Here is a 20,400-nt window from a genome sequence, read left to right as displayed (position 1 = left end):
ACCCAGAGATCGAAGGCGATTGAACGACAAGAAGCATCTTCTCTGGACTACGAATCCCCTGCATGGCCATTCAAACAGGCAAATCGCAACGGGCGGTACAGTGCGTACCAAGAGCTAATCGCTCTCTTCACTTTCAAGAAAGACTAACTTTTGCCTACCGATGACCAATCGTTGTTTGCCGAAAGCCTAAATACTGATCTTGATCCTTCCAAAGACTATTCGACCGAATTAGTCGGTGAAGGAAAGAAGTATAAGACTGTAGCCGACCTGGCTAAGGGAGCCGTGTTTAAAGACGCTCACATTCAACGCCTCGAAACTGAGGCTGCTGAGTTCAGAGCGACGAAAGCCCGGCTCGAAGCAGAATTGAGTACTCGTACTCGCCTGGAAGATTTGGTGGACAACATCGCTTCCAGCACCAGCAAGACACCCATTAGCGAGCCGCACCACGGTAGCGAACAGGTCCCAAGTTCACAGGCACAGACTCCAGAGCAGCTAGAGGCGCAGATTGATGCGTTGCTCAGCAAGCGTGAGGCGGAACGGCGTGGAAACACTAACCGTGCCACCGTCAAGCAGAAGCTTCAGGAAAAACTTGGGCCTAATTTCGCAACCAAAGTTCGTGAACAAGGACGACAGCTCGGATTGGGAGAAGCATTTCTCAACAATCTCGCAGCTGAAAACCCGGCAGCTTTTTTCAAGCTGATCGGTGTTGAAGATAAACCGGCTGATCGCCGTAATCTCTTTTCTTCCCCGCCAGTGTCAGATGTAAATCCTGACTCCGGCTTTGCTCCAAGCGACACATTTCGAGACAAGGCTTACTACGACAAGCTTCGTCTAGAGAAGGGTGACCGGGTTTACTGGTCTCCTCAGGTCCAAGCCCAGCTGCACAAAGATGCTGCTGCGGACCCAGAACGCTTCGGACTCACGAACTCCTAAATTTAGGAGTTTCCTGACCAATGTCAGGTCTTACTTACGCCGGTACCCCGAATCTAATTCGGGCTAACGTTTGGTCCAGCCAGATCAAAGAGGTTCTTCTCGAAGAGCTGATGGCTATGCGATACCTCGATATGGTATCGGATTTCCCCGATGGTGATACCATCAACATTCCTTCGATCGGTCAGGCTGAAGTGCTTGATTACCTAGAAGGCCAGGCTGTCCGGTACACTGGTCTCGCGACTGGTAACCTGACTTTCACGATCAACAAATACAAGTCGACTGCGACTTATATTACTGAGCGTATGAAGCAGGACAGTTTTTACATGTCCCGCCTTGTCGCCTCGTTCGTTCCGAAGATGGAACGTGCGATCATGAAGGCTCTGGAAGTTGATGTTCTGGCCATTGGTCCGAACAGCCAGACTGCATCCAATCCGAACAATATCAACGGTGTTGATCATCGGTTTGTAGCGACTGGTACGAACAACGTTATCTCGGTGAACGATTTCGCTAAGGCGAAGCTGGCGCTGCAGAAGGCGAACGTTCCGATGGTTAATCTGACGGCTCTCGTCGATCCGACTGTCGAGTATCAGCTGTCGACGCTGACCAACCTTACGTCGGTTCAGAACAACCCGCGTTGGGAAGGTGTCGTCAAGGATGGCTTCAGTACTGGTACCAAGTTCATCGCGAACGTGTACGGCTTCGACTGCTACACGACTGTCAATCTGACGCCTAACGCTGGTGAGACGATTGTCGCGACGTCTGGTTCCCGGACGATCAACTCTTCGGGTGTGTCGAATATCTTCTTCTCCGCTGCCCCGGATGTTCTGCCGTTCATCGGCTCTCTCCGTCAGCCGCCCAAGGTCGATACTGACTACAACAAAGATCTTCAGCGCGAAGAGTATGTGACTACGGCTCGTTATGGCGTTAAGCTGTACAGGCCTGAAAACCTGGTCACCGTCCTTTCAGCGACTGATCAGGTCTAAGGATACACAATGACCAATACCAATTGGACTAATGCTGACGGTCTTTACGTCCGTCTTGGTGACAAGGAAGGTGCTTCCGCTAAATACGGTGAGTACAAAACCTTCGGTCCCAACCGCTTCGTCGAACTGAAGCTTGACTTCAGTGATCTTGCTGCCTTTGGCACAAATACGGTCCTCAGCAATGAGGATACGATTGCCAAGGGTGCGCATATCGAGAAGGTGGAAATCGAAGTGGAGACCGCGTTCGTCGGTGCCACGGCGACTCTGTCTCTCGGTCTGATCCAGACGGATCGCGCAACGCTTACCAACCTGGGTACTACGGCGCTGGCTAACGCTGTCACCGTGGCTACTCTTACCCTGGGTTCGATCACTACCTTGATCGTGGGTGCTTCCTTCGTCGGCACGCTTGTCGGCAGTGGTGGTAACCTTCTGAACACGGCTTTGATTACCGCTCTGGCTGGTACTGCCAACTTCACCGCTGGATCTGCCAAGGTCCGCGTCTACTACACGACTCCGTAACCGGAGAGGGGAGGGGCTTAAAAACCTCTCCCCACCTTTTAGGAATTTGAATGACGAATGTTCCTCACTCTAGTCTGACTGGGCCTGATCTTCATGAGAGCAAGGGTGTGTCGACTGCTGCAGCGAGTACTGTCTTCGTAGCGGATGGTGCCGGAAGTGGTTCCTTCGTCAAACTACCGGCGACAGCTATTTCGGGATTGGCTAATCCATTTGGTGCATCGCTCTTCCATGTACGTGAGGAGCAGCCGTCTGGTGTCAATAGTGTTTCTAATTCTGCTATCAATACGTGGGTTCAAGCAAGTTTGAATACCGTAAAGACGAATGAGATTGCCGGTGCAAGCCTTTCGTCGAACCAGATAACATTACCAGGTGGTACATATTTCGTAGATGCCTTGATGCCTTACGCCCTCGCGACGAATACGAGTATTAGTACAGCATTCCGTGCGCGGTTATCTAATCTGACTACGGCCTCTGTGCTTCAGTCTGGACAATCTGTATATTTTCAGATCAGTGGCGTTGTTGGCGTCTCGCGTCTTGATCAGGGTAGTGTCGGGGTCAGAGGCCGATTTTTTCTTGCTACGTCGTCGATCCTTGAACTCCAGAGTTTTAAATCAGCTAGCAATGTGAATGTTCCGTTCGGTTTCGGACAGGCGACCGAGGTTTATGGCGAAGTATTGATCTGGAAATTAGCTTGAAAGTCACGCTTACTACTCCTGCTTCCTTCGTCAATGATGCTAGTGCTGTCGGTCAGGAAGGGATTAACAACGCCACACTAACGGCTGCCATCGAGAACACGTTGTCTCGTGATGGTACCAGTCCTAATCAGATGAACGCTCCGATTGACATGAATAGTCAACGGATACTGAATCTTCCTCGTCCTTCGTCACCGCTGGAGCCTGTTCGTCTTGGGGACATTACTACAGCGACGTCGGTAATCGGATCGTTGCTGTCTGCGAATAATCTTTCGGATGTTGCGAGTCTAGCGACGACGAAGGTGAACCTCGGAGTCGACCAGGTTACGAATACGAGTGATGCGAATAAGCCTATCTCGACGCTTCAGGCTGCTGCGATTAATGCGAAAGCGGCTGCCTTTAATGCGGCACTGACTGGTGTTCCTACTGCGCCGACTGCAACGGCTCTTACGAATAATACTCAGCTTGCTACGACTGCGTATACTGACGCGGCGGTGGCTGCTGTCTCTTCCGTTAATACGACTATCTTCGCTACTAGGACGGCTGCGATTGCAGCGACGATCCCGGCAGGAGCGACGTTTCTCCGAACGGCTGGTTATGCTGCTGTAGGTGACTGGGGCGATGCACTCTATAAGAAGGTGGGTTCTCCTCCGTCTCACTCAGGCAAGTTTCAATCTGCTGACACTGCCTGGTGGGAAGTCGTTGGCCCGGTTTATAACTGGCGTGCCTTCGGTGCTACGGGAGCGGGGGCTGTTGACGATTCTGCTGCTATCCAGGGGACGATTGACGCTGCGACGATCGTCGGTGGTATCTCCTTCGGCCCTCCCGGAAGTTATAAGCTGGGAACGGTACTTTCGATTACCGGACGTATTACATTTACTGGTGTCGGATATGAGGGGTCTGTAGCCAACCTGCTAGCGGCGACTGGTTATAAGTCGACGACGCTTGTCTGCGGTACGACGAACAGCTGCATCTCGGTTAGTACGCCGTCGTCGGTTATCCTCGAAAAGTTTCAGATTGTATACCCTGCGAAACCCACAACAGGGGGGACGGGAATAACTCTTGATGCGCCTGGGGGCGGGACGGCGGCAAATGTAGACTCGATCATCCGTGATATTCAGATGGTTGGTGCAAACGTTGGTATCATCACTGTCAACGCCGGTACCTTCCTGATTGATCGTGTCAGGATGGATGGCTCCTGGTCTGACGATTGTATCTTGCAGTGGGTCAACGTCCCTGGCTCCGGAGATTCGATGCTGATTAACAGTATCTTTTCGTCAGGTGCCGTAACCAATAGCATTGTTGTCCAGTCTGGTGGTGGGCTGAGGATCGTCAATAATAAAATCAATCACAACCAACAGGGGAATGGTATTGCGATTCTGCCAAACGTTGTCACGACGCAGGCAATCTCACCGTTCTTCATTCAGAATAATAGTATCGAGGGATGTGTAATCGGGATTCTGTTTCAGCGTCCCGCTGGTGTGACCGAACAGGTTGGGAATGTCCTAATAACTGGCAACGAGATTATCGGTAATAACATTGCCATCAACATGCAAAACTCGGGTACCAACCCAACGGTGCCGTGGATTCTTGGCGGTGTGATCAATGGAAACTTTATCTACGCTGGGTCCGGTGGCTTCGGCATGAACATCGGTGGTGCGACTGGGTTCAACATTGTTGGCAATCAGTTAAACGGTCCCGGTTCGACTGGGCTATTCGTCGATGGTACGTCGACAAGCCTGATCGGTCAGTTCGGTAATAATAAAGGTGCGAGTGTTACGTGACTAAGGTCGTACTTACTACTCCGGCTTCCTTCGTCAATGATGCTAGTGCTGTGGCGCAGGAGACGGCTAACAACGCGACGTTGGTAGCTGCGTTTGATAACACGGTGAGCAGGGACGGAACGGGACCCAATACGATGGGTGCTGATTTCGACATGAACAGCCATCGAATACTCAACCTTCCTCCTCCCGCTTCTGGTCTTGAGCCGGTCCGTCTTATCGATGTGTCTGCTGCGCCTGGTCTTGTCGGTGCATTGGCGAAGATCAATAACCTTTCTGATCTGGCGAATGTCTCGACTGCTAAGGTGAATCTGTCCCTCGTCAAGGCGGATGTCGGGCTTGGTAACATTGACAATACGAGTGACGTAAATAAGCCAGTCTCGACTGCCCAAGCTGCGGCAGATACGGTTGTCGCAAATAATGCGGCTACTGCGACTGCCTTGAAGGCCAATGTCGCTAGTCCGGCGTTGACGGGTGTACCTACCGCTCCTACGCCATTGACAGCGGACAATAGCACGACGATAGCAACTACCGCTTACGTTAAGGCGAATGTCGCTTCTGGTGTCACAAGCATCGCAGGAAATGCTGGTGCGTTTACGCTGGGTGTCGGCCTGACGAATGCGGTGAATGACATTCGGATTTCACATCCGGTATTCACTAATACCCTAGGTGCCGATGTGGCGTTGAGTAATATAGCGAACTATTTCGACGGTCCTAGTGTCGCGCAGGGGACAGTGGGGACGTGGTTCGTGTCCGGCAGCATTTTGGTTACAGACACAGTTGGGGCAGCGGGCTTCACGTTTAAGCTGTGGGACGGTACGACGTTGATTGCGTCAAGTACGTTCGGAATTACAGCCGCGAATGTTCAGCTCTTCGTTTCCTTGTCTGGGATTATTACAGCGCCAGCCGGAAATCTCAGACTGTCTTGCCGGGATTTTTCGTCGACGTCCGGAAAGATCCTGTTTAATCAGTCAGGACTTTCGAAGGACAGTACGATCTCAGCCGTCCGGCTCGCCTAGTCGTGGATCGCTGGGTTCTTCATCATCGGTAGGCAGATTGCCAAATAGAGCGCGACTATTCCGACGATCACGCCAAGCGTGATTAAGACTGCGAGCATTTGGCATTCCCATTTATTCCAACCTTCTTTTACCATACAACTTTTCCGAGTAAAGCGAATTGATCGACTTTCAGAAACTAAAACGGGAGTGGAAGACCTTCACCCTCGGTGTCGTGACGTCTCTCATCGGGCTGTATGATGCTTTTATCGCGTCCAGCCTGGACTATACCCCGATCATTCCTGAGCATTGGCGTCCTTATGCCCCGCTCGTCATTGGTGTTCTCTTCCTTCTCCTCCGTCAGTACAAAGATCTTGTCTCTGAGGTGAAGGATGTTTAGTTGGTTGTCACTGATCCCGTTCGTCGGGAAGATTATCGACGGTCTGTCTGCATACGCACAGAAGAAGCAGGACGTAGCTCTTGAGAAGTATAAGGTAGATGGGACGGTCAATGTCCAGCTGATCAATCAGGAGACCGAAGTCGTTAAGGCTCGTCAGGCATTGCTTGCTGCTGGTCAGCAATACCTCGGCGTCCGGATTATGCAGTACGGCTTCGTCTACCCGCTGATCGTCTGGTTTGCCAGTATCGTCTTTTATTGTCTCTTCCATCCCTACTTCCCCCAGATCAAACCGATCCTAGCGTTCCCTGATCCGCTCAACCAGTGGGCGGGTTGGATGGTGATGTACCTGTTCCTCCATACGTCTGTCCAAGAATATTTGAAGAAGTGAAAGATACTCTTCTAACTATCGTCCAGGACATCTTGTCCTCGATGGACAGTGACTCCGTCAACTCGATTACCGATACGACTGAGTCCCTCCAGGTAGCACGTCTTGTTCGCAATACGTATTACGATATCGTAGACAGGACGGGTCTTCCGTCTGATGACACGATGTTCAATCTTGTCGCGTCAGGCAATGCTCTCCTCCCGACGTTGATGACGATACCGGCGAACATCTCGTCTGTCCGTTGGGTCAAGTATGACTGTCGGAAGGTGACGGATACAGATTCATTTTATACGGATGTGAAGTGGTTGACGGTGAAAGACTTCTTCAACCGAAGCGACCAGCTACGAGGTAGTACGGATTTGACTGTTGGTACCAGCCGGATTGTCATCGGTGCTAACTCGATCCCGTTCTACTTTACAAACAACCTCCCGCCTTCTTATTACACATCGCCTGACGATAACCAGATCCTGTTCGACAGCTATGATTCTGCCGTCGATACGACACTCCAGGGATCAAAGACTCAGTGTGCGGGCAAGATCAATGAAGTCTTCTCGGTAGTCGACTCCTTCGTCCCGCCTTTGAACGATGCTCAATTCTCTCTCCTTCGGAATGAAGCAAAATCTCTAGCCTTTGCGGAGTTGAAACAGACTGTCCATGCAAAGGCAGAAGGAACCAGCAAGCGTTTGTGGACTTCGCTTCAGCGGAACAGACGTCAGATCAATGGGAGGTCGGCTGAGTTTGATCGTCTCCCGAATTACGGAAGAAAATAATGTTTGATTACGATGTGACCGGAGAAGAAGGAAATACCAGGGTCACGGAGATTGATAACGGAAATAAGATCACAGCGGCGAGAGATCTCCAGTACGGCTTCTGGACTTTGTCTCTCGACCGAGGCGCGCTGCCGGAGAAATACAAGGGAAGTTATACTACCCACGAAGCCGTTGATCGCGCGATAGCAAATTACCTAGAGGATCGAAATCTAGCCGTCGCTGATATTGATGCCCCTCCTCGCCCGGTCCTCCAAGTTAAGCCTGGTTACGAAAAGAAATAATACTTGTCTCGTTCTGTTGCCGTCTCGATTGATAACAATTTTAGTGGTGGATTAGTCTCACAAGCTACTGCTCTAAACTTTCCAGAAAACGCTTGCACGGCAGCTGATAACTGCATCTTCAACGAACGTGGCTTTGTCACTCGTCGTCCCGGCTTCAATATGGAGCTGAACTTCAGTGACAAGACTATTAATCGTACGGGGAATGTAGTCAATGCGTGGCTGTGGGAGAACGTGGCTGGTGATGGAACGATCAACTTTGCCGTAGTCCAGATCGGGCCTACGCTTTACTTCTATGATGCTGGTGTCGTGTCCGGTCTTTCGGCTGGTGCACTGACTCCTACAATCGATTTGACCCCATTCTCGCCTGCTGGCGCTCCGAGTCCCGCGACTCTTGAGTGTCAGTTTTCGGCGGGGATGGGGTATTTGTTTGTCTCCCATCCTAACCTTGAATCCTTCTCGGTCTCGTATGATCCTGTCGCTCTGACGTTCACGGCTACCCAGATCACTCTTCAGATCCGAGATTTCAAAGGACTAAAGGAGTTGGGAGTAGCTACAGATACTCGTCCTGGCTCGTTGACGACTGCTCATACTTACAATCTGCAGAACCAGAGCTGGGCGTTCAACACTGCTTACTACGCCACGTTCAAGACGAACCTGGCGGTCTATCCGAGCAATGCGGATATCTGGTGGGCGTATAAGAATACTAGTGACGTCTTTGATACCACTCAGGTGGCGAACGTCAGCCTCGGTAACAGTCCTGCTCCGCGTGGGCACTACATCGTCAATCCTTACAATGTTGATCGGAGTACGGTTTCTGGTGTCGCAGGCATTACCGTAGAAACGACGGGTTACCAACGGGCTAGTACGAATGCTTTCTTCGCTGGTCGTGTCTTCTATGCTGGAGTCTCCGCGCAAGGCTTCAATTCGAGGATTTACTTTTCACAGATCTGTACGAGTGACGCGCAGTTCGGGTTGTGTATGCAGAGCAACGATCCGACTGCTGAGTCAGCCTTCGATCTTTTGTCTTCCGATGGCGGTGTCATCCAGATCCCTGATGCAGGGACGATCATCAAACTGATAGCGATGGAGGGCGCTCTCGTTGCCTTCTGCACGAATGGTTGTTGGTCGATCCAAGGCAGTAACGCTGCGGGCTTCTCTGCTAATGATTATACGGTCAAGAAGATTACATCTGTCCGTACGATCTCTGCTACGTCGTTTGTCTCTGTGATGGGATATCCGTGCTGGTGGAATGCTGACGGTATCTACGCTATGGCGAACAAGAATGGTGTCCTTGCTGTAGATAGTATGACCGATCTGAAGATCAAAGACTGGTTTGCTAGCATCCCACTGGCAAGTAAGGGCCAGGCGAAGGGGGTGTACAACAGTCTGACGCATGTCATCCAGTGGACGTACCGGAGTACGATTGCTGCCTCCGTCGAAGAGACAGAACAGTTCGACAAGATCCTGAACTTTAACGTCTTGTCTGGTGCCTTTTATCCTTGGTCGATAAGTCCGGGTGTCCAAGTTCATAATACACTTGTCGTGCAGGCAGGGTCGGGCCAGCTTTCCTTCAATACGGTTCTCTCCGTTGCGCCGTCGAATGTCTTGGACGCTCTGGGTAACCAGGTCGTCTCGTATAACATCGCTAACAAGACGATCCATCCGGTGTCCAAGTTCCTCGTTTCCCGGTCGAATGGATCAGGAAGTTTCCTCTTCACATGGGCTGAGTGCCAGGACATTACGTATACGGACTGGACCAGTACGGGGGTCAACGCTGACTATTCGTCCTTCTTTGTCTCCGGGTACAAGATCCTTGGCGAGGGTCAGAGGAAGATCCAGGGTAATTATGTCTACGTCTACTCTGATGACACGGTTCCTACGTCGTACTTGTTTCAGGGTGTGTTCGACTTCGGCTCATCGTCGTTGTCCAATCAGATTTCGACTAGGCAGACAGTCGTCAACGGGTTCACTCGTGCGACTAATAGTAACGCTTATTCCTATGCCCATCGAAAGTTGAAGGTACGAGGGCAGGGGGTTTCCCTCCAGCTTGAGTTCTCCTCCGTCCGTGGCCAGCCGTTTAACGTGGTTGGCTGGAGTATCTGGGTTACGGGTAATTCAAGCATATGAACGAAGTCTCCCACTCTACCAGAGATAAAGTCTTTGCCCTTGAAGCGGAGCTGTACAAGCTACCTCAGTTGGTTATTGAGCCTGTTCATCGTTTCTCTCCTGGTGTCTACAGTCGTGAGATTACTATTCCTGCTGGTGTGACACTGACTGGTGAGATCCACAAGTATCCCCAGCTGAACATCCTCAGCTTCGGTACGATGCAGGTATTGACTGAAGACGGTATCGTCGAGGTCTCCGCTCCTTTCTCCGTCGTCTCTCCCGCAGGGACGAAGCGGGTAGCCCACACGTTGACTGAGTGTGTCTGGACTACGATCCTTGCGACTGAGTTGACGGATGTCGCTCAGATTGAGAACCATTTCATTGCGAAGTCAGAAGTCGAATACCTGACGTATAAGAAGAACAAATGTCTTTCATAGCAGCTATCGCTGTCACAGGTGCGGTGATCGGCGGTGCCGGTCTGGTGATGAGTTACGAGGGCCAGAAGCAGGCTGCAGCTGGTACTCAATCTCTGCTACAGAACCAGGAGCAGCAGCAGAATCTGCAGGCTCAGCAGAACCAGGTTACGGCTACCCGCCAACAGCGTCAGATGATCCGTGAGGGCATTGTCGCTCGCGCTAATGCTACGAGCAGTGCGACTAATTCAGGCTCCCAGCTAGGCTCCGGACTCGAAGGGGCCTTGTCTGCTGACAGTGCCCAGACTGCTGACAACGTGGGTGCCGTAGGTCAGAACCAGGCGTTTGGTCAGGCTGCGCTCACATTGAAGCACGGGATGACGTCAGCCCAGATGACAATTGCAGCCGGGAATAGCACGGCTGCCTTCGGGTCAGGACTAGAAAGTCTGGGAGGTGGGATGTTGAAGAACGCAGGCCAGATCTCTCAGGTTGGTATGACTATTAAGGACAAGCTCTTTTCATGACGTATGCTATGCCGGACTACGCGACCGACGAACAGGCTCAGGGTGCAGTCGATCTGACTCCTCCTGCTGCTCCTGATCCGGGTCTCGTCGATCTGACGGCTAAGAGTATTCCGAGTGTGTCTGCTCCGGTCGCTCTTGATCGGGCGACGAAGGCTGACTACGGCTGGCCTGCTGGCGGCAGTCCTGGTGTCCCTCAGATTCAGTCTGCTTTGATGAATGGTGACGAGGCTTCGGTTCGCCAACGGCAGTACGCTGATGCGACTGCGGAGTATAAGAAGAATAAGATTGATCTGGTTGGTGAAGCTAACCAGAAGATGTGGCAGGAAGATCCAAAGGCGACTAACGACTTTCTGACTGGTCTCATCAAGGCTGAGCCTGAGTACCAGCCGGACACCGTCTTCGAACATAAATATGCTTCTGCCTACATCGATCAGGTAATCCGGAAGGGTATGGGAAGTGAACCGACTGCGACGTTTAACGTCGGGTTGGATGGTCACTTCAATGCTACGATGGACACAGCGTCCGTGGGTGAGCGGATTACGACTCAGAACCAGATCGTCCAGACGAAGGCTGCAGACGTAGACGCGAAGGTTGAGAAGATGGGTATGGGGTCCTACCTGGGCAACATGGCTAAGACTTTGCTTCCCGGCTACCAGACGTACATGATGTACAATAAGGAAGTCGAGGGGATCTCGGGAAGTAACCGGGCGGCGACTATCCAAAACCTTTACACTCTCCCACCGAATGAAATGGCGAAGGAAGTCGATCGACTGCTGGCTGGTATGGAGAGTGATCCTCTTCAGCAGCAACAGTTCATCCATGCTGTTCAGCATTACGGTTCAGATGCTAAATTTCTAGACAACGCCTTCGGTGCGCTGGATGTGTTGACTGTCGGCCAAGCGGCGAGTGCTACAGGTAAGTTTGCCTGGAAGGCGACGACGGCATTAACCCGTGCAGTGGAGATGTCTACTCCTCGTAAGGTAGTTCAGTCTGCCTTCGATGCTGCTCGTGTAGATCCAATTACGACTGGTCGACAGACTGCTAACCCTGTCCAGCAGGCTGTCAAGGATGCAGTCCAGGTAGTGTCTAAGACGACTAAGCCTGAGGACGTTCTGGCTGCCAATGGCCACGTTAATGAGTCTGCAGACATCCAGGCGATCAAGATATTACAGGGTGATACCGGCGCTGCCAACGTGCATGAGCTGGCTAGTCAGGTTCCCAGTCTCTTCAACATTGATACTATTACTCAGAACGCTGGATCGCTGGCTCGCTCGCAGGCAGAAGATCTGGCTGGGCGGCTCCGTGACGCAAGGACTACATTCGTCAACGTCGTAGCCGATCATCCTATGGTGACTCGTGCGCCTGATGAAGCTTATGCTGTCGGAGTCAAGGAGGCTCGGGATGAGCTGACTCGTCGATATCCTGATCTGGATCGTCTTGTCCTCGATGTACAGACGGCTGACGGTGAACTGCTTCCTTACAAATTTAATGCTCCGGAATACTCAAGGGCTGGTGTCGGCTCGGTATCCGTCCGTCTTGGAGACGTAGACAAGAACCTTTTCTCTGATCCTCGTCAGGCTGCTAACCATGCGGTCAACGTGTACGGGTTAGACGAGAAAGATCCTGGTCTTCGTATCCGTCCTCAGGGTGATAAGTGGTTTATCGAGCTGAGCAAGAATCTGGACGAGACGACTGATGGCTTCCGCAATGCTCTGATCAATACGAAGAATACGACTCCGCTCTCCTGGGCGAATACCATCCTCGGCAAGTTCAGAACGCCTGAAGATACACTGTCTGAGTTGAATAGAGAGAACCGACATGCGTTGACGCATGGGACGGAGCGGATCAAAGCTGCTTTCCAGCAAATTGCTGAAGAGTCCTTCAAAGATCTGAGCAAGAAGGAAAGCAATAGTCTGTCTCGTGTTCTCAAAGCAAACCAGCTTTACGAAGATAGTACTGGCAAACAAGGTCAGTTCTACAAGAACGTTGGCGAGTTCGAGAATGCGTTCTACCAGCTGACTAATGAGCGAGCGACTCCTGCCCAGACCCGTGCCTACTTCGGCTACGTGCAGCTGTCGGATATGGACTATGTTGTCCGTAACCTCGGCTGGTACAGGGACAAGGCTCGGCTTGGTGTCGAGAACTTCTCCTTCGCGCATAACATTGTCAACGAAGAAGGTGCTGTCAAGCTGACCAACGTCAAGCCCTTCGAAGGTAAGACGATCAAGGATATCCCGTGGGATCATTCCGCTGACGCTGGGATCTACGTTGTCGACGAGCAGGGCAATGGTTCAATCCTCCGTAAGAACGGAATGGGTGATACCGGTCGTGCTGACATTCAGGAGAAGATTAAACAAGGCTATCGTGTCATCCACGTCTACGCTCCTGAAGCGAAGGCTCTGGGTCTGGACGAGTCCGTCCACTTCGTAGTCACAAAGGATGCTGCAGCTACTCAGCTCTCGTGGAAGCAGGCTCCGTACCAGGCTGGTGGTCACCGTGTGTATACGGAAGGCTTCCATACGAAGCAGCCGGTCATAAAAGAAATTCAGGGTGCCGATGGTGTTACTCGTAACAATTATAGTGGTGATGTGGCTGCTTTCAGTCACTCCACCGAGGCCCAGGCTGTAGAGAAATCTGCTGCGATGGATCGTGCTCGCCTCGCGTTAGGTAAGACTGACGCTGAGCTGAACAACGTCCTCCTCGAGGGCAAGCTTCCTTATTCTGCTACTCGTTTTCGTTCCCTCTTCGAGGATAGTATCGTCAATGGTAAGACAGTCCCTGCCTACTTTGCTAAGGACCATCCGTTCCTGCCTACTAAATCGGGACAGAGTACGGCTGACCGTGCAGCGTATGGTCCGAATCCGTTCGCTACCAGGTATTCCAACTTCGAGGATGTTACTGCCTCTCCCTATAACTTGTCAGCCAGTGTTGATAAGAAGTTCGCAGGAACGAGGGATGCTGTCCTTCCGAAGATCGAGCGTCGTGGAACAGAAGACAATCCTGTCTTCCAGCTTGGGAAATCTCCCTTGCTGGACCCTATGGCTACGCTGAACCAGAGTCTTGGTGGCATTATCCGTAATCGTATGATGTCGGATCACAAGACATTTGCTGTCGAGTCCTGGGCGCAGGAGTTCGGCAAATACGTCGACGTGCCTCTAGCTGAGCTGAAGGCTAATCCGTTCAACTACATTCATGATCCTGTCTACCGGAAGGATGCGCCTATTGCCTCCGTCCAGGCTGCCAGGAATGCGTTGATGAACCTGAAGAACCTTCTCGGTACTGAGGGCGACACGAGTACGATGATCCGTAACGCGGAATCGTCGGTGATGGATTTTATCTACAAGCACGCCGGACAAGAGGGTGTCGAGCGTGTCCAGAATATTCCCAATCATCGTTTCTTCCCTGACTGGATGCTCGGTGCGATCAAAGATCCGGCTGCTTTCATGCGGAGTGCTGCGTTTCATAGTACGATTGGTATGTTCAATCCTGTCCAGCTGGCGTTGCAGGCTCAGACGATGGTACACAGTATTGCCATCGGCGGTGTGAAGAACGGTAGTGCTGGTATGATCGCTGGCAACATGATGCGTATCCTCGGGAAGAACGGTAGTGAAGCCGTCTTGGATCGGATGGCATCTATCTCCGAGAGTATGAGTAAGTTCGTACCCCACATGCTGAACAAGGCTGACTTCATCGAAAGCTACAATGCGTTTAAGAAGTCTGGTCTCCACCTGGTTGAAGGTGAGGTAGGCAGTCTGGATCGTCAGCTTGAGCCGAATATGTTCAATAGTTCGGTCGGTTCCTTCCTGCACAAGGGTACGATCTTCTTCCAGGAAGGTGAGCGGCTCGTCCGGTACACGGCTTGGAACACTGCTTATAAGGAGTGGAAGGCTGGCAACGTCGGTCGTGAACTGAACAACGAAGCACGGAATGAGATCCTCGCGAGGAGTAACACCTTCGGTGCGAACATGACTCGTGCCTCTTCGTCGACTTGGCAACAGGGTGTGTTCTCTGTGCCCAGCCAGTTCTGGGGCTACCCGATGCGGCTGGCTGAGCAGATGCTTGGCAAGCGACTGACTGTCGGGGAGAAGGCTCATGCGTTAGCTACGTACGGACTGATGTACGGTGTTCCGTCTTCTCTCTCGCTGGCTACTGCTGTCCCGTTCTACGACGATATGAAGACGTATGCGCTGGACAAGGGATATGATGTTAACAGCAACTACTTCAAGACACTGATGGAAGGTATCCCGAGTACGATGACTTCGATAGCTACTGAAGCCTGGACTGGTAAAGCTCTGGATACAGACTTCGCCTCCCGGATGGGTGTCAACGGTGTGTCGACTATTCACGATGCTCTGCATGGTAACTTGTCCGTTCTCCAGTTCTTTACGGGTGCTAGTCATTCCATTCTCAGTGGTATTGCTTCAGGTGCAAGCCCGCTTCTCCGAAGTCTGGCGGATACCGTCTCCTCTCAGCCGGGTGAACATCCGCTGAAGCTGGGTGACTTCGCTGAGGCGATTGAAGGCGTAAAGACTTTGAGCTACGCGGCAAAGGTGCTGGGTGCGTTGTCGGCTGGCATCTATGTGAGTAAGAACAATCTCGATGTGACGAATGTATCACCGACTGAAGCTGCGCTCCTCGGTGCTGGGTTGACTCCTCGGCGGATCAAAGACGCCAATCTGATGAACCAATCTTCGAAGGAGTTCAAGGCTGCTCAGAAAGAGTACGAGACGCTGTATGACAAGGAGAGCAGGTACGCTATCGATGCTGCAGCTCGTGGTGATACAGAGGAAGCGAAGGACCGGATGAAACGTGCCCATGCTTACTTCGTCCTAGGCCAGTTCCAAGAGACTGAGTCTGCTCGGATGTTGAAGAAGGCAATAGGCAACGGACGTGATGCGGTTGAGACTGCTCATCAGAACTTCTTGAAGAACGCTCCAGCGTCTGAACTAGAAGCACGAACTAATCAAGAATACCCGGATATGAAAAACTAATGGCTGCTCTCGGCACCGTCCAAGATAAAACGACTTCGATCCCTTCGACCGTTAACTCGATCTCTGATACGACGCAGCCTCAGTCTGACAAGTCGGCAGGCTCGTTGGTTGCTGGTGTCTCCGATCTCTTCGAAGGTGCGGTCAAGGCTGGTCATGACATCTTTAAGAAGGATATCGATACCCAGCTGCAGACCGGCTACGACCAGGAGAACGATAAGAACGGTGTATCCAACGCCGCTCTCGATGCTCGGCTAGGGCTGAAGAGTCCGACTGCTCGTCCTGACAGTGAAGATCCTGCCTACGATCCGGTCACGGGCCAGTCGGCGGGTGATCCGTTGGACGCTCAGGCTTCGGGCCAATCACTCCCTGCTCCCGCACAAGGCATGATTGATCGAGCTGGTAAGATCCAGCAGGCGGGAAGTATTGGGAGGCTTACTCCGACTGATTACAATGCCAAGATGGAAGCTCTCGTCCGTCAAGTGCGGGCTGAGTATCCTCAGTTCAGGGATGAGATCGATCAGAAGATCAGCCAGTTGACTGGGATGACTCCAGCGAATGCACTACGAGCTAGCCAGCTACGTGACCAGAACGCTGCCCTACGAGCGAACCAGTCTGCTCAGAAGCAGCAGGAGACATTTATCAATTCCAACCTGCAATACCTGAAACCTGGTTGGCAGAACAGGACGTTTGATGAGAACAGGCAGGACGTTTACCAGGCGCAGGCTGAGGAGCATAAGGTATCCGCTGGCAATGCTGCTCTCTCGTACAAGGTAGCGCAGGGAAACGCTACGTCGGCGGATGCTGTTCAGACGGCTACAGGTGGGCTGGATGCTGTTAGTCGTCCAATCTTAGACAAGTACAATAATCCAGACAATAAGCCCATCGATCAGCTCCAGCAGGAGTTTGCGAAGATGACGGTCGACCAGAAGAATCAGATGCGAGACAAGCTCGGCATGATGTACGTCGAGGCTGGTCAGGCTTTCGACAAACATATGGCTTCGTCTCCTGATGACATCCCCGGCCAGGCACCCTCAGGTGGCAAGTCGTTTGCCCAGCTCGTTGGTCCGTCGAATGTAGCATCGATGAAGCAGAACTTCCTAAAGCCCTTCCAGGACCATGAGAAACTGTTGACTGACGGCAACTTTGGTATCCTCTCTCAGAATAAGAATGCAAATCAGCAAGGTCTGGACTCCGTCCAAGGCAATCTGCAGAAGAACGCTTGGTTCACCAACTTCGCTGTCGTCCGTGACAAGCTTGGTGATACCGCTGCTGGCGTCCTCCTAACTCAGAAGGACGAGAAGGGACAGACTCCTCTCGTTCCCATCGTCAAGCTGATCCGAGACAATTCAATCCTTGGTGCTGCCGTTCCTCCTCCCGGTGGCGGTCCCCCGGCTGGTCCTCAGAAGGCGGCTAACGCTGTCAAGGCTGCGTTGGAGGAGAAGCCGACTGGTGATCCTGAAGTGACTGCCAAGCAGTACCGTGGGATCATCAACGGCTTCACGACGGCTGTGACAAATGAGAAGGCTGACGCTGGCGCCAGATACAATATCGCCAGGTCCATCGTCCATGATGCGGCCTTCTTCGCTCATACATTCACTCCCGGATCTGGACAGACTGAGGCGTATAGTCTCATGACTACACCAGCAATGACGGACAGTATGTATAAGATGAAGGCAGAACATCCGGACATCTGGCAGGGCTGGGTCAAGTATACCCAAGATAACTTCATCGGTGTAAACCGGATGGGAGTTTCTACACTTCAGGATCTGACGACTGATAGAAATGTCAAGGTGAGCCAAGATCCGAAGACGGGTCTCTTCTCAGTCGACCATGCTGACTCGTCTCCCTACAAGAAGGGGAACGCAGATGGGACGAGAAGGGCTGATGGGGACGCGATGTTAGCCAGCTACCAGGCGAGGATCGATGGCTTCAACAAGAGCCTGTCCAACCTGAGTTACATGCTTGGCAAGGACGGTCGTGAGACTGGACCTGAGTTGATCAAGATGGCTCACGATCTGGGTGTAGATGTGAACGCTCCGAAGGATGACTTCTGGGGCAAGCTGGTCACAGCGACGAAGAGCGGACTGGTCAGTGCTGGCAAGTTCACAGATGATGCGGCCTATGACGAAGCATTGGGAAGAATGGCAGACCCGGTTATCGGGAAGCGGGCTAGCAGTGATCCTGCAGATCACAAGTAGTCGTCGTGCCGAGCCAACGATCTAAGACGACATAGCCGAACTGAGTTGTCTTCGTCTCATAACGGAACATCCAGGCCGTGAAGACGAAGGTGAAGACGACGACCATGATGACAGCATGGCGAGGGGAAAGACGGATCATCTGTTTCTCCTGGTCTGCTAAGGCTTATACATAAAAAAACCCCAGAGGGAAATCTCTGGGGTTTTTCTTTGTCAAGTGCTAAGTCGTTGATTTGTAAGACCTACTCTTCGTGTTGAGGTGGCAGTGAGTAAAATCGTGGGGGTTCGAGTCCCTCCGAGCGCACCAGAGAATCCTGTGATGTGGCGGTTACTCCGTTACCGGGCCGAAGCGCATCCCCGGCGATGCGCGGTGGTGATTCGGAGCCACTGGTTTCGGGACACATGACAGGGCGGGACGTCGATGGGGAGGTCAGCACCTGTCGTGTCCGTACCGATTCTTAACCCCAAATTGCTCGGATGGTGTGCAAGGCCGGATCGGTAGGCTTGCCGTAACGCCGTTGGCGTAAATCGGGGGGCACGGTCTCAAGGGGCCGGCGCTTGCGGCTTGCGGACCGCCGGCGTTTTGCGATTGCGAGCTCGATCAAGGACGAACCTGCTTACTCTCGATAGGAACCTACACATGAAATTCCTCAGTCACGCCTATCGGTTTATCTCCAATTTCCTGTTTTTCGCGCTGGTGTATTACAGCCTGAATTTCATAGACAAATATCAGCAGCGGGCGATCCTTGCGATTCTCGTGCTGGTCTATGCCTCGATGCGCGCGGCGACGGCGTTGCGTTCGTTCTATTTCTTCCAGCGCATCGAGCGGCTTGAGTTCGAGACGCGGCGTCTCGTCGGGATGCTGGGCGAAGGTCCCGCCGCATCGACCCAGCGCAAGCAGGTGGTCACCGATGTCACCACGCTGCGTCGTGCCGGCGAGATCAATGCCTATATCGATCTGTTGTTTCTGGCGATGATCGTGCTGCTGTGCGTCTCGAAGATCGTGACGAGTTGAACGATCAGGGCGTCCTCGAGCGAACCGCGCTTGGATTTGCGGGGTAGATCCAGCCCCTTACGCGCTTCTTTTCCTAACCTGGACTAGATGCTTCAGCGCGCCGCCATGCGCGGCATTGCCGGCTGCGCTACCGGCGGACCGGCGAACGCCTGACGGATGAGGTTTGCCGCGGAGCGTCCGGGTGTGACTTCCGGCCGTCGCCGAAATCGCTTCACGATCCTCCGGTCCGCGTTGCTCGGCGCGGCGCGTCAGGCCTCGCGTCGCCGCGCGCAGACCCTCCTTGATCTCGAAGACGCTGAGCGCCGGCACCGGCAGGGCGTTGTTGGTGGCCTCCGGCGCCAGCGATTGCCGGGGCCAGGGCGCTTGCCGGGGCAACGGCACGCCATGACCAGCCCGTCCGGCGCGATCCTCGGCAAGAGTCATCGATCCTCCGTCGCGCCAGTCCAGATCCGACAGCGCGGGGGCGGGAAGCGTGGCGGCGTCGGCGAAGACGAAATTAGGGATTTTGGGCCAGTGCGACGTCGCCACATTTTCCGACGGCGGATGCAACATCCAGTCCTGCGGCTCGGTCGGCGTCGCCGGATTTTGCGGCGTCGCCGGCACGACGTGGACGATGCGAAATCCGCGCGCCTTCAGCTCATTCAGGATCTTCGGCAGCGCGGCGACCGTTCGCGCCTGGATGTCGTGCAGCAGCAGGATGCCTTTGCCCTTGTCTTCGAGCCGCTTGATCGCGAGGTCAGAGACCCGCGCGGAGGAAATATGCCGCCAGTCGTCGGCGAGAAAATCAGCGCTCCAGACCTGGATGCCCTGCGAGGCCAGATAGTCCTCGACGGCTTCGGCGCGCATCAAGCCCGGGATGCGAAAGAACGGCGCTAGTGCGGCGTCGTCAGTGCCAAGCGCTGATTTCACCGACGCGATGCCGCCGTCGATCTCCTGTTTGGCCCGGTCCATCGGCATGTGATTCATCGTAAGCGGATGATTCTGGGTGTGGGTGCCGACGCTGTGGCCGGCCGCGACCAGCTTGCGGATGCCCTCCGGATAGGCCTGCGCCATCCGGCCGATCTCGAAGAAGGTTGCCTTCACACATTGCGAGGCGAGGATGTCGAGAACCTGGTTGCTGTTACGCGGCAGCGGGCCGTCGTCGAAGGTCAGCACCACCTCGTGATCCCGCAGCGGCAGCGTCTCCGGATACTGCATGGTGCCGATGCGGGGATGCTCGCGCGGATCGACCACCAGCGTGCGCGAGGTGCCGATCGCGTCGGGATGGCCGGGACAGTCGGCCGCCTCAGCGGAAGTTGCGGTGATGCAGGTCAGTAACCCCAGGCATATGGCGGCCCATTGCTGCCTGCCGAACAAAGCCAACGCATCAGCCATTATGATAACGCACCGTCTGCATTCCACTTCCCGCGGCCGATCA

At 53.3% G+C, this 20,400-nt stretch carries 18 protein-coding genes; 16 read left to right on the top strand and 2 right to left on the bottom strand.

Annotated elements, in window-relative coordinates:
- The first annotated feature begins 150 nt into the window (after positions 1 to 150).
- The 15 genes from B5525_RS36400 (at position 151) to B5525_RS36335 (ending at position 17,971) form a co-directional block, all read left to right on the top strand.
- Positions 151 to 933 carry a hypothetical protein gene (locus B5525_RS36400; RefSeq protein ID WP_154073665.1) on the top strand — a complete coding sequence of 261 codons (783 nt, stop codon included), beginning with the start codon at positions 151 to 153 and terminating at the stop codon, positions 931 to 933.
- Between the two features lie 20 nt (positions 934 to 953).
- Entirely contained in the window at positions 954 to 1,916 is a 963-nt protein-coding gene (locus B5525_RS36395; RefSeq protein WP_079570773.1) for a hypothetical protein, read from the top strand.
- 9 nt (positions 1,917 to 1,925) lie between these two features.
- Complete coding sequence (locus B5525_RS36390) at positions 1,926 to 2,435, top strand: hypothetical protein (RefSeq protein WP_079570772.1); 510 nt, start codon at positions 1,926 to 1,928, stop codon at positions 2,433 to 2,435.
- A 50-nt stretch (positions 2,436 to 2,485) separates the two neighbouring features.
- Positions 2,486 to 3,130: a hypothetical protein gene (locus B5525_RS44940; protein ID WP_154073664.1), complete on the top strand. Its 645-nt coding sequence runs from the start codon at positions 2,486 to 2,488 to the stop codon at positions 3,128 to 3,130.
- Positions 3,127 to 4,911 (top strand): right-handed parallel beta-helix repeat-containing protein, encoded by a 1,785-nt coding sequence (locus tag B5525_RS36385; RefSeq protein WP_154073663.1) that lies wholly within the window; start codon positions 3,127 to 3,129, stop codon positions 4,909 to 4,911. The genes B5525_RS44940 and B5525_RS36385 overlap by 4 nt, the downstream gene beginning before the upstream one ends.
- On the top strand, positions 4,908 to 5,927 hold the full coding sequence (locus B5525_RS36380; protein ID WP_079570769.1) for a hypothetical protein: 1,020 nt from the start codon (positions 4,908 to 4,910) through the stop codon (positions 5,925 to 5,927). Before B5525_RS36385 ends, B5525_RS36380 begins: the two co-directional genes overlap by 4 nt.
- Positions 5,928 to 6,084: 157 nt before the next feature.
- Entirely contained in the window at positions 6,085 to 6,303 is a 219-nt protein-coding gene (locus B5525_RS36375) for a hypothetical protein (RefSeq protein WP_079570767.1), read from the top strand.
- On the top strand, positions 6,296 to 6,691 hold the full coding sequence (locus B5525_RS36370) for a hypothetical protein (RefSeq protein WP_079570766.1): 396 nt from the start codon (positions 6,296 to 6,298) through the stop codon (positions 6,689 to 6,691). Before B5525_RS36375 ends, B5525_RS36370 begins: the two co-directional genes overlap by 8 nt.
- Positions 6,692 to 6,852: 161 nt before the next feature.
- On the top strand, positions 6,853 to 7,458 hold the full coding sequence (locus B5525_RS36365; RefSeq protein WP_154073662.1) for a hypothetical protein: 606 nt from the start codon (positions 6,853 to 6,855) through the stop codon (positions 7,456 to 7,458).
- Positions 7,458 to 7,739, top strand: a complete 282-nt coding sequence (locus B5525_RS36360; RefSeq protein WP_079570763.1) for a hypothetical protein — start codon at positions 7,458 to 7,460, stop codon at positions 7,737 to 7,739. Before B5525_RS36365 ends, B5525_RS36360 begins: the two co-directional genes overlap by 1 nt.
- Positions 7,740 to 7,742: 3 nt before the next feature.
- The gene (locus B5525_RS36355) at positions 7,743 to 9,866 is read left to right on the top strand and encodes a hypothetical protein (RefSeq protein ID WP_154073661.1); all 2,124 of its coding nucleotides are present in this window, start codon (positions 7,743 to 7,745) and stop codon (positions 9,864 to 9,866) included.
- Positions 9,863 to 10,282, top strand: a complete 420-nt coding sequence (locus tag B5525_RS36350; RefSeq protein WP_079570760.1) for a hypothetical protein — start codon at positions 9,863 to 9,865, stop codon at positions 10,280 to 10,282. Before B5525_RS36355 ends, B5525_RS36350 begins: the two co-directional genes overlap by 4 nt.
- Positions 10,270 to 10,782, top strand: coding sequence for a hypothetical protein (locus B5525_RS36345; protein WP_154073660.1), 513 nt, complete (start codon positions 10,270 to 10,272; stop codon positions 10,780 to 10,782). The genes B5525_RS36350 and B5525_RS36345 overlap by 13 nt, the downstream gene beginning before the upstream one ends.
- The gene (locus B5525_RS36340; RefSeq protein WP_079570757.1) at positions 10,779 to 15,773 is read left to right on the top strand and encodes a hypothetical protein; all 4,995 of its coding nucleotides are present in this window, start codon (positions 10,779 to 10,781) and stop codon (positions 15,771 to 15,773) included. Before B5525_RS36345 ends, B5525_RS36340 begins: the two co-directional genes overlap by 4 nt.
- A complete protein-coding gene (locus B5525_RS36335; protein ID WP_079570755.1) occupies positions 15,773 to 17,971 on the top strand; it encodes a hypothetical protein in 2,199 nt (732 codons plus the stop codon). The genes B5525_RS36340 and B5525_RS36335 overlap by 1 nt, the downstream gene beginning before the upstream one ends.
- On the opposite strand, the gene B5525_RS44935 is transcribed toward B5525_RS36335, so the two are convergent.
- Positions 17,943 to 18,110, bottom strand: coding sequence for a hypothetical protein (locus B5525_RS44935; protein ID WP_154073659.1), 168 nt, complete (start codon positions 18,108 to 18,110; stop codon positions 17,943 to 17,945). The two genes, B5525_RS36335 and B5525_RS44935, sit on opposite strands and share 29 nt — an antisense overlap.
- A gap of 498 nt (positions 18,111 to 18,608) precedes the next feature.
- Between B5525_RS44935 and B5525_RS36330 the strand changes: the two genes are divergently transcribed.
- The gene (locus B5525_RS36330) at positions 18,609 to 18,983 is read left to right on the top strand and encodes a hypothetical protein (RefSeq protein ID WP_079570754.1); all 375 of its coding nucleotides are present in this window, start codon (positions 18,609 to 18,611) and stop codon (positions 18,981 to 18,983) included.
- 57 nt (positions 18,984 to 19,040) lie between these two features.
- Here B5525_RS36330 and B5525_RS36325 read toward each other — a convergent pair whose 3' ends face one another.
- Positions 19,041 to 20,357, bottom strand: coding sequence for a polysaccharide deacetylase family protein (locus B5525_RS36325; protein ID WP_079570752.1), 1,317 nt, complete (start codon positions 20,355 to 20,357; stop codon positions 19,041 to 19,043).
- Between the last annotated feature and the right edge of the window lie 43 nt (positions 20,358 to 20,400).

This window comes from Bradyrhizobium erythrophlei (genome assembly GCF_900129505.1).
Lineage (GTDB): Bacteria > Pseudomonadota > Alphaproteobacteria > Rhizobiales > Xanthobacteraceae > Bradyrhizobium > Bradyrhizobium erythrophlei_D.
This window is presented reverse-complemented; position numbering and strand designations above follow the sequence as displayed.